This is a genomic window from Paeniglutamicibacter sp., from assembly GCF_046714615.1.
Taxonomy (GTDB): domain Bacteria; phylum Actinomycetota; class Actinomycetes; order Actinomycetales; family Micrococcaceae; genus Paeniglutamicibacter.
Genome location: NZ_JBKKAP010000057.1, coordinates 1 through 10956, shown reverse-complemented (window position 1 = coordinate 10956; position 10956 = coordinate 1). Strand labels below are relative to the sequence as shown.

Genomic DNA, 10956 nt, shown 5'->3' with positions numbered 1-10956 from the left:
CCCTGCTCGAAAAGATCGACGGCAGCCAGCCGCTGCTCGGCGGTCAATGAACTATTTTGACGCATGAAAAACTCCCCGAAAGTAAGGATCTGAATTATTCAGTCCAACTTTCGGGGAGCAGTTCAGTTGCGGGGTGCTTTCGGTTTGGGGTCGGACGACCTGCCTGCACATGCAAATCGAGGGCGAATAGTAGAAGCGGGCCAACTACAGCCCAGTCTGCAAGATAAGAAAGACTCCGAAGGCCATTGGCGGGTCCGGAGCCTTTCTTATCTGCACTTGGTTTAGCGCATAGACAGGTCAGCCGGCAGTCTTGGTCCCGGCAACGTTCATCCTGCTGGGATCTTCGGACGAGGAGGACGCTTTGCCACTTGGCTGGGCAAAAATGATAAGTAGAAGCGAGATAATGACGGCGGGTACTCCGATGAGGACCAAGGCGTTAAACCCTCCCGTGGCTTCGACCACGCGGCCCGCAATGATTGGGCCGATGGCCAATCCACCACCAATGGCCAAGTTGGCAAGGTTGGTGGCCCTGCCGGCCGGGTCCAGATCCGCCAGTGTTGACATCAAGAAGGGCAGGGTCCAAGGCCACGCAAATTTAAGGATGAGGGCTGCAGCCCCGAACCGTAAGGCACCGTCGACTCCGAAGAGCAGTGCGATGGCCACGATCATGGAAAAGTATCCGCCAAGAAGGACAACTCGGCGCCTGATAGTACCGCCCACCATGGTTGCCGCAAAGGAACCCACCACGCCAACGACCGTAGCGATCGACAGGATCAAGCTGGAAATCCTTGGTTCGATCCCTGCGGCTTCTGCAAGCCCTCCCATGAAGGCCCACACGGTAATCAGCCCCACATAGAACAGCAGACACGCCACCAAAGCCATGAACACCTTCGCAAGATTCGGCTTCTGCACCGGATCCGTTGTTCCGTTACCAACCGAAACCCTCAGCGGGTGAAGGGGAAGGTACCGAACTAGTGGGAGCGACAGGACCATCAGAATGGCCATGAACATATACAAGGCCGCGAGACCAAAGGCGGAGAACAGGGGCGGAAGGACGGCCAACCCGACTGCACCAAGGGCAATCTGGCCGACGGTCCACCATCCAAATACGCGGTTCCGGTTCCGTGCCTGAGCAGCCAAGGCCATCGTCAGGACCATGAGAGAACCGCCGGCGAAGGCGGTGCCGCCGCGAACCACCATCAGGACCTCGTAAGTCGTGAGGAACATGGACATCACGTTTCCCACGATGTAGACCAAGCCGAACAAGAAGGCAGCCTTTCTCAGATTGGCTTTCCTGATCCAGTAGAGCGCGGGAAGGGACGCGAGGCTGGTGGCACCGAGTTCGATGGCGAAAAGATCCCCCGCCTGGGACGGACTTAGCCCTAGCTGGAGCTGCAGCTGAGTTGCCACTACAGGAGCCACCAGAAGCAGAAATGCTGCCAGAGCGGAAAAGGCTACGATCAGTGCAGTCCGCCCTTTTGCGTTGGGATCCTCGTTTTGCCCCACCTTGGCGGGCACATCAATTCGAGACATCGACGTCTCTTTCTCTTAGGAACGCCCCATTATTCTGGAGCTTGATGATCTAGGGGATGATAAATATCGTCTGCGTCGTCCACGCCACCGACGGGATGGCGGCTCTGGCGCGGGGTGCCTGAAGATTGAATGACGCGGTGATCAGATCGAAGTGAATATTTGGCAGGGTTTAGTCCGCAGCCGCGACTCCCGCGTGTTGGCGTTCATACATCAGATGTCCGTCAACGTATGTCCGGTCGACGGTGATGGAACGCAGGTCATCCGTCGAGACGGTGAGGGGGTCACGATCCAAGATCAGGAGGTTGGCGCGTTTGCCGACCTCGAGGCTGCCTTCTTCGGACGCCCGCCCGGAGGCGTGGGCAGGATTGATGGTGTAGGCCCGCAAGGCTTCGGAAGCGGTGACTCCTTCGTCGGGATCGATGAGCGTTCCCGACTGGTGGCGTCGGGCGACCGCGCTCCACATGATTTCTGCCGGTGAGTAGGTGCCGCAGGGATGGTCGGAGGCGAAGCTGACCCGGACCCCGGCGTCAATCATGGAACGCAGGGGCAGGACCCGAAGGTGCCGCTGGTTCTCACCGCGCCAGCCGTCGAAGAAGAGGCCATCCTTGTATGCGAGGCCGGGGTTGGCTACGAGATCGATTCCGAGGGAGGCCAGGCGCGGAGCTTGGGCGGGCTCGGCAATGAAGGCGTGCTCAAGGCGCAGGATGGCGTCGTCGCCTACCCGTTGACGGACGCTTTCGTACGCATTGGAAACCGCGTCGACGGCACAGTTGCCCATGCCGTGGATCGCAAGGTTGATGCCCATTTCAGTGGCCTGCAGGGCCAGGTCATGGACCTCGCGCGGGTTGTAAAAGTTCGTTCCTACGTGTTTGGTGCATCCATCATGCATCTGGTGCAGACCTGGGCCATCAGGGTATGCCCGGTCCACGAAAATTTTCATCGTTCCACCACGCAGCATGTGGCTGTCGCTGCGGTGGATCCTTTCGAGGATGTCGGTTCTTCGGAGATCTTGTTTGGAGAAGAAGTGGTCTCCTCCGTGGAGTTGTTGCAAGGTGAGGGGGAGCTTTTGGGCTGCGTCGGCGCGGCGGTACAGCTCCGCGCCGCGGGTGGTCACGCAGGCATCACCAACCCCGGTCAGGCCTACTGCAAGGTATTCGGTCGCTTTGGCTTCTAGGAGATCGACAGCTCGGTCCCAGTCCCGTTCAGCGTAGGCCTCCCAGGAAGCGGAGGTAACCAGATCGGAGGCAGCCTCGAACAAGGTCCCGGTGGGAACACCGCTGGCATCCCGTTCGATGTTCCCTCCCCATGGATCGGGAGTACAGACATCGATTCGGACCGCGTCGAGGGCAAGGCTGTTGGCATGCCCGGCGTGGCAGTTCGATTCGATCAGGAAGAACGGATTGTGCGGTGCGACTTCATCCAGTTCGTACCGGGTGGGATTGCGTTGCTCGGTGATTTGGGAGGAGTGGAAGCCAATGCCGCGCACCCACTGGCCGGCCGGCAAGTCCTTGCAGTGGGTCTCGATCGTGGCCAGCACTTCGTCAAGCGTAGCCAGGGGCGGGGTCGAACAGTCGACTGCGATCGGTTCGAAGGCTGCCACACTCAGGTGATTGTGGGCGTCGATGAAGCCCGGGACGATGGTCCTGCCACCGGCATCGAAGATCTCTGCGCCCGGTGAGGCCGCCGTCTGCATTTCGGCCTCCGTACCCAGCGCTGCGATCCGTCCTGCCCGCAGCAGGATCGCGCTGTGTATGGAATCCCTGTCGTCGATTGTCCGGACGACTGCGTTTTTGATAAGTAGATCCAGGTTGTTCTTCATCGATACCTTAGGTTTGTCCCTTGTTGCCGGAGTTTGGCTCTAGTTTGGGAGGGGTCGTTTCGTCGCCGTGGGCGACCCTGGTGAGGCAGGGGCGCCCACGGCAAGACGGCGCCTACAAACGCAGGATGCCGATGGTGTGGTCCGTGGTGAATTCGTCGATGGCCCATTCACCGTTGAACCGGCCCAGTCCTGAATTCCGCTCACCTCCGAAAGCGACATGAGCCTCGTCCTGGACGGGCATCTCGTTGATGTGCGTCATGCCGGCCTTGATGCCGAGGCCGAAACGGACGCCGCGATCCAGGTCCTGGGTAAATACGGAACTGGCCAGGCCGAAGGAACCGGCATTGGCCAGCTCGAGGGCGTGGGCTTCGTCGGTGGCCTTCAGTACGCCAACGAGGGGGCCGAAGATTTCCTCGCGCGCAATCTCCATGTCAGGTTCGACGTCGGCGAACACGTGTGGCGGCACCAGGCGGCCGAGGATTTCGCCGTCCACCACAGTGCGGGCGCCTTCCTCACGCGCCAAGGCGATCTTCTGCTTGAGGCCTTCGAGTTGGCTGTCGTTGACGACGGGGCCGACCAGGGTTTGTGGATCGGAGGGATCACCTGTTGGGACTGCTGCTGCGGCGGCGGCGAAGCGGGAGAGGAACTCATCGTAGACCGGTGCTTCAACGATGATCCGGTTGATTGCCATGCAGATCTGTCCCTGGTGGAGGAACTTGCCCGTGACGGCGGCGGTGACGGCCGCGTCGAGATCGGCGTCCGCCAGAACGACGAAGGGGCTATTGCCGCCCAGTTCCAGGGCGACGTGTTTCAGGTACTCGCCGCCGGTGGCCAGCCGCCCCACTCGCTGTCCCACCGGGGTGGAGCCGGTGAATGAAATCAACCCGGGGACACGGTGGGCTACAAAGTCGTCCCCGATTTCGGAACCGGCGCCAATCACGACGTTGAGTACGCCGGGCGGGAGTCCTGCTTCTTCGAAGATCCGGCCCAGGATGAGCCCTCCGCTGACCGGGGTATCGCTCGCGGGCTTGATGACGACGGCGTTGCCGAGGGCCAAAGCCGGCGCCACGGAGCGCTGTGACAAGTGGAGAGGGAAGTTCCACGGGCTGATGACGCCGACGACCCCGATCGGGCGCCGGTAAACGCGGACCTCTTTTCCTGGGGTGTTGGAATCGAGGATCCGGCCCTGCACCCTCGTGGGAAAGGACGCCGATTCCAGGGTGATGCCCGCCGCCAGCGAAACTTCCACATTCGCCTTGCCCACGGTGGATCCGGATTCCTTGACGAGCCAGCCGACGATCTCTTCGCGACGATCCTCCAGCAGCTGTGCTGCGCGCATCATCACTTGGCGTCGGGCAGCGGGCGTACGGGCTGCCCATTCCTTCTGGGCTTCCTCGGCAGCTTGGTAGGCCTCGTCGAGGTCAGCGGTGTTTGCCTGCCGGATCGAGGCCAGCAAGGTGTCGTCGTACGGGTTGGTGACGGTCAGGGTCTTGGCCGAGCGGCCTTCGCGCCACTGGCCGCCGATGAACTGCAGTGTCGCCGACTGCCCGGCAAATGTGGCGGTGGACTCGGACATGGTCGTGGTCATGGTGTTCTCCTGGGAAGTGTAGTCGGGTGTGGTGGTAATTGGGTGTGGTGGTATTTGGACTTGAACGGGTTCGGCCCGTCGTCGGGGTTCGCTGGAAGCGGGAGTTCCAGCTCAGCGAGAAGTATCGGGGGTACCGAGTCCGGAAGTGATTTCCTCGGTTGAGGCCGGACCGTCTGCGCCGGCAGGAGCGATTGTTCTGCCCTTGGCACCGACGGACCAGAGAACCCCGGCTACGATTGCAACGACAACAAGCCACGGAAGCAAGGTCGGGAATCCGGACGTCGCACCCGTGAGCAGGTTCCAGTTTTGGATTGCCAGAAAGGCTGCCCCGGCCAGTCCGATTCCCCCGAGCACTGGGGCGACTCCGCCGCTCCAGAGGCGGAATTCGCTGCGCTTCTTCCGCAGGAAGAAGGCCACCACTGCGATTGACGTGGCTCCCTGCATCACGAGGATGCTCAACGTGCCCAGGCCAATCAACCACGCGTAAAGCTGGGCGTACGGGTCTGCCCCTGAAAGCATGAAGAGTCCGACGACGATGAGCGTGACGACCGTAATCACCATGCTGGCCTTGTGCGGGGACTGCCAACGCGCGTGAGTGCTGCCCAGGGTCTTTGGGAGCACGCCTGAACGCCCGAGGGCGAACACGTAGCGGGAGAGGGTGTTGTGGAAGGCAACAAGCACCGCGAAGGAACTTGTCACGAGAAGTACGTTCATGATGACGGTTGACCATTGCCCCACGTATTGGGTGTTGACCGCGAAGACCAGGTTGCCGGGGTCCTCCGCCGCTGCCTGTTGGATTGTTCCCCCGCCGTGGGCCAATCCGATGGCCCACGTTGACAATGCGTAGAAGACGGCGATGAGGACAACGGCCACGTAGGTCGCCCGGGGCACGGTGCGCTTGGGGTCCTTGGCTTCCTCGCCGTAGATTGCCGTGGCCTCGAATCCGACAAAGCAGCTGGCGGCGAACAGCAAGGCGACGCCCAGTCCGTCGGTGAAGACGTTGCTCGGTCGGAAGGCTTCGAAGTTGATACCGTCGGCTCCGCCTTGGCCGATGACGGCGACGTCGAATACCAGGAGGATGAGTACCTCGCCGATCATCAAGACGCCGAGCACTTTAGCGCTGAGATTGATTTCAAGATAGCCAAGAACGGCCACGCCGGCCCACGCGATTAGCGCCCAGATTTTCCAGTCAAGTTCGAATCCGGTCAGGTCGGCGACAATGGCGCTCGTGAAGAATCCGAGCACTCCGTACAGGGCCATGAGCATGCAGGTGTAGGCCAGCAGAGCCAGGGCGGCACCGGCGAACCCTGCCACGCGGCCGAAGCCCAGCTCCAGGTAGGCTGCGAAACCGGCGGAGCTGGTAACGAAGCGGCTCATGGCCGCGTATCCGATCGCGAAAAGAATCAATACGGCGCCAGCGATGACGTAGGCTCCGGGTGCCCCGACACCCAGTGACATGAAGGCCACGGGGGAGGCCCCCAGGGCCGCGGCGAGCGGTGCCGCGGCGGCGACGACGAAAAACACGATGCCGGACACACCGATGGCGTTGCGTTTCAGCGCGCGTTCGGGTCTGAGGTCGGATGAATTGGACATGAGAAGTAGCCTTTCGAGGCAGGATCAGACGATGGATCCATCGGGACGAACTCGACGTAGGACCGAAGCCACGGCGGAGACCGCGGTGACGGCCTCGTCCTCGGTCATCACGAGCGGGGGCGAGAGCACCAGGTTGGTTGGACTGCTGACACGGACGATGACGCCGGTTTCATCGCGGATGACATCGGCAACAGAGCGGCCGTTTTGGGGCAGCGGGGTGCGGCTGGTCTTGTCTGTGACTAGTTCAAGGGCCAGACCCATGCCGGCATGGCGGACCTCGCCCACAATGTCGAGCTCGGTGGCGAGCGGAGCCGCCAGGGCATAGAGCAGTGCGCCGGTGGACTTGGAGGCAGCGAGCAGGTTTTCGGACTCGATGATTTCGAGGTTCTTCAGGCCGACCGCGCACGCAACGGGGTGGCCGGAGTAGGTGTAGCCCACGGGATAGCCGTGACCGCCCGTGACCGCCTGGCCGATCTCCTCGCTCATCAGGACGGCGCCAAGGGGGATGTAACCGCTGCTGATGCCCTTGGCGGTGACGATGATGTCTGGCCGCATGCCATGGTCGGGTGAGGCGAACCAGGAACCGGTGCGCCCGAATGCCGTCACGACTTCGTCCGAAATGAGAAGAATGTCGTGCCGGTCCAATACCTCCTGCATGCGGGGCCAGTAATCCGCCGGCGGGATGATGAAGCCGCCGACTCCCATGATCGGTTCGCCGATCATGGCGGCGATGTTCTCGGGGCCGATCTGCTGGATGCGTTCTTCCAGTTCACGGACGCAGTAGTCGGTGACGTCCTCGCCGTTGAAGAGGTGCGTGCGGTAGCCATGCGGAGGGGTGAGGTGTGTGACGTTGGGCAGGTGCGGGCCCTGGCCCTCGGCCATGTCGGCGAACCCCGTCGCCGTGCCGCCGCCGTAGGCCAGGCCGTGGTAGGCGGTCCTCCGTGAGATGATCCAGTTCTTGTTGGGCCGCCCGTTGACGTAGTGGTAGTAGCGAGCGGTCTTGATCGCCGCGTCGTCGCCCTCGGATCCGCCGGAGGTGAAGAAGACCTTTGACATGTTCTCCGGGGCCAGTGAGATGATCCGTTCGGAGAGTTCGATGGCCTTGTCGTTGCTGTAGTCCCAGAAACTGGTGAAGTACTCCAGCGTGCGCATCTGCTCGGCCGCGGCCTCGGCCATTTCCGGCCGGCCGTGGCCAATCTGGGCCAGCCAGAGTCCCCCGGTGGCGTCGAGGTACTTGCGGCCCGAGGCATCGGTGAGCCGGCAGCCCCGGCCCTCGGTCATGATGACGCGCTGGGTCTCAGACGAAGGCAGGTGGGGATGGACGAGATGCTTGATGTCTGTCCGCAGGAGATCAATGTCCGTACGGGACTGGATTGTCATGGTGTACGAGTCTTTCCGCTGGGGGCTTATCCTTGAAATGGGGATAGAAACATCATGGCGTCCGTCACAATCGGGGGCAACGAGCACTTCGAGATCGGCTGATCTCGAATCAAGATCGGCCGTTTGATCAGGAGTTTTGTGTGGACATTAGACAGCTTCAGTACGCAATCGCACTGTCCGAGACATTGCACTTCGGGCGCGCCGCGGAGTCGATGCACATCGCCCAATCAGCCTTCAGCACCCAGATCGCGCGGCTTGAACGCCAGATCGGCGCCCAACTCTTCGACCGGTCCGCCAACCGCGTCGCTCTCACGACCGCCGGCGAAGCGTTTATCCTCCGCGCCCAAGAAATCCTGGCGCAGATCGCCGATGCCAGCATGGAAGCACGCATCCTGCACTCGGCTGGCCAGAGCCAGCTGAGGATCGGGCTTTTCTACGAGTCCGCCGGTGAGCTGACGCCCCTGATCGTTGCAGCGTTCAGGCGGGCCATGCCGGATGTCGATCTCTCCTTCCACGAACTGACGATGGTGGACCAGGTCGAGGCCCTCGCCAACGGCGACGTGGACGCCGCATTCATCCGATCTCCAATTGCCGACAAGCGCATACAGCTGCTCGAACTCTTCGCCGAGCCCCGCTTCGTCGGCCTGCCGGCAGGACACCCCTTGGCGGGCCAGGACGCGATCAAGACCCAGGACCTGGTGGACGAGGCCTTCGTCGTCGCCTCCCCGATGGCACCGCCACAATGGCGGGGTTACTGGTCCTTTGACGATTTGCGCGGTGGACCGGGACGCGTTGCAGCCTCGGTCACAAGTGTTCCCGAGAGCCTGAACGCCATCGCATACCAGGGAGCCGTCGATACATTTCCCGGGTCTGCCACGCGCCTGCACCGCGCTCCCGGTATGGTCTACCGCCAGATTGCCGACGGAAGCTATTCTCCCAGCGCCCTGGCGACGCGGTCAGGCGAACACCGGGTGCATGTACAGGCCTTTCGCAACATCGCCCAACAGCTAGCCCTCACGTCGTTCGATGTCGTACCCGGTGCCGTTCCCATCGATGATGCACCGAACGGGACGCCGCGGGCAGCCTGAGACCCAGGCCCCGCGATCGCTCCGATCCGCCTGCGCGGGTTCATGGTGCCCGTAGGCCTCGGCTAGTCCTCGAGGTCTTGGACGATCTCTTGGAGCGCTCCAATGAAAGACGAAATATCGTCGTCGGTCATCGCCAGAGACAACGAGAATTCGCCGCGGTGCACGGGGAAGAAACCGCGGTTGGCCAGTTCGAGCGAGCAGATCTGCGTCTTTGCGCTGTCAACGTTGCGCCAGTAGTCCCGGTGGGTCCGGACGTTGAGTTCGGGAGAGTTCATGTACGCGTAGGCCATATGCGAGAAGCCCTTTCCGTAGACCTTGAACGGGCTGTTCCGTGCCTCGCTCCATTCGTTCATCTCGGACATGATGCGAGCTGCTTGCGCGTTAAGCTTGTCGAAAGCGTCCTGGTCCATGGTCCGCATGCATGCGGCGCCCGCGATCAGGGAAAGTCTGTGTCCGTGATGGGTGCCCGAGATCGTCACCTGTCCCGTTTCCAGGACGTTCATGACCTCTGCAGATCCGCCGAGGGCGCCCAAGGGCAGGCCCCCGCCGATGATCTTGCCCATCACGGTAAGGTCGGGCGTTACGCCATAGACGCCCTGGAGGCCGTGGTAGTCCGCGCGCAGAGTGATCGTTTCATCGAAAACCAGGACGATCCCGAGTTCCTTCGTGAGGGATCGGAGCTCCTCCACGAACTCTTGGTCCAGGGTGACAAGACCGCCGGCTCCACTTTCCAACTCGAGGATGAGACAGGCGATGGAGTCCGCGTTGGTTCGAAGGATTCGCTCGCTGCCCGGCCAATCGTTCTGGGATAGCAGGATGACGTTCTCCACCTCGTCAGTGGGGATGCCTCCGCTGTCTGCCACGGCCTTCGGGTCGGCGTCCGTTCCGGAGTCCCCCGGTTGAGGGTGTGATGAAATATGGAGGAGATCGCTGAAACCGTGGTACCCACCCTCGAATTTCGCGATCTTCGTCTTTCCCGTGTATGCCCGAGCGACTCGGATGGCGCTCATGCAGGATTCGGTGGCGGAGCAGGAGAACTGGATTTTCTCGATGGAGGGGATGCGTTCGATAAGGATCTGCGCCAGTTCGGCTTCTGCGGTGCTCGGATTGCCGAACGAGATGCCGGAGGGGATCGCTTCAAGGAGCGCCGAGGTGATGGCGGGGTGGTTGTGACCTAGGACGTTGACCGTGAAGTTGTTGTTGAGATCGAGCATCCGGTGTCCGTCGATCGTTTCCAGGTATGCGCCGTCCCCTTTATCCACGAACACTGCATGGGGTCCGAAGTTGAACGAGTTCCTGCTGTATCCCCCGGGGATCAGTTCCCTGCCCTTCCGGGTCATTGCCGCGGACTGCGCGAACTTCACCGTGAACGCCTCGACGCTCTTTTCCATACTTAACTTGGACATTGGTACTCCATTTCGTGACTGCCGCTCATTGGCGCTCCGCGCAGAAAGATTCGGCGCTGGTACCCGCTTCTCGCGCTCGCGCCGGCGGGTCCTTTTCATCTTCGATCCATGCTGGACCGGCTGCAATGGCCAATCCGCGATCACCCGATCGCCGCCTGCGATCGGCTCCGCGCTGCCTAAACTTTGCCGTTGTTTATCCCGGCTTCTCTACGTGCGAGGCCGGGACCATCGTGCTGACCGCGGTCCTCGCAGCGCTATTGCGGATTCCTGTTAGCGGGCAGCTCGGCAGCAGACGGTTAATCCTCGTTTCCCTAGCGCATACATTGCGCTCCCACTCCCCCGTTCATGATGATGGACTTGGGATTCATATCCTTGGTCTTCGAAGTGCTTCGGGGAGTGCCTTGTACCAAATCTGCACCTATCCCTACGTGTCAGGCTGGAGCGGTACCACGGTGACAGAGCAAGTCAGCTCGATCGCGTAGGGCGAGAACCAGGAAACCAATCATTATGTCCAAACTCGCTTTGGCCGATATAGGCCAAGATGGATCC

The 10956-nt window shown here is 61.6% G+C and carries 7 protein-coding genes; 1 reads left to right on the top strand and 6 read right to left on the bottom strand.

Translation table 11 applies throughout. The annotated features are described in order from the left end of the window. Positions 1–297: 297 nt before the first annotated feature. The 5 genes from ACLQ7E_RS06550 to ACLQ7E_RS06530 form a co-directional block, all read right to left on the bottom strand. A complete protein-coding gene (locus tag ACLQ7E_RS06550) occupies positions 298–1533 on the bottom strand; it encodes an MFS transporter (protein ID WP_411731766.1) in 1236 nt (411 codons plus the stop codon). A 169-nt stretch (positions 1534–1702) separates the two neighbouring features. Continuing rightward, positions 1703–3352 carry an amidohydrolase gene (locus ACLQ7E_RS06545; protein ID WP_411731765.1) on the bottom strand — a complete coding sequence of 550 codons (1650 nt, stop codon included), beginning with the start codon at positions 3350–3352 and terminating at the stop codon, positions 1703–1705. 112 nt (positions 3353–3464) lie between these two features. Beyond that, on the bottom strand, positions 3465–4940 hold the full coding sequence (locus tag ACLQ7E_RS06540; protein ID WP_411731764.1) for an aldehyde dehydrogenase family protein: 1476 nt from the start codon (positions 4938–4940) through the stop codon (positions 3465–3467). A 111-nt stretch (positions 4941–5051) separates the two neighbouring features. Beyond that, positions 5052–6533, bottom strand: coding sequence for an APC family permease (locus ACLQ7E_RS06535; protein WP_411731763.1), 1482 nt, complete (start codon positions 6531–6533; stop codon positions 5052–5054). A 24-nt stretch (positions 6534–6557) separates the two neighbouring features. After that, complete coding sequence (locus ACLQ7E_RS06530) at positions 6558–7913, bottom strand: aspartate aminotransferase family protein (protein ID WP_411731762.1); 1356 nt, start codon at positions 7911–7913, stop codon at positions 6558–6560. Positions 7914–8053: 140 nt separating this feature from the next. Here ACLQ7E_RS06530 and ACLQ7E_RS06525 point away from each other — a divergent pair, with 140 nt between their 5' ends. Next, positions 8054–9001, top strand: a complete 948-nt coding sequence (locus tag ACLQ7E_RS06525) for a LysR substrate-binding domain-containing protein (RefSeq protein ID WP_411731761.1) — start codon at positions 8054–8056, stop codon at positions 8999–9001. Positions 9002–9063: 62 nt separating this feature from the next. Here ACLQ7E_RS06525 and ACLQ7E_RS06520 read toward each other — a convergent pair whose 3' ends face one another. Continuing rightward, positions 9064–10407, bottom strand: a complete 1344-nt coding sequence (locus ACLQ7E_RS06520) for an aspartate aminotransferase family protein (RefSeq protein ID WP_411731760.1) — start codon at positions 10405–10407, stop codon at positions 9064–9066. Positions 10408–10956 lie beyond the last annotated feature (549 nt).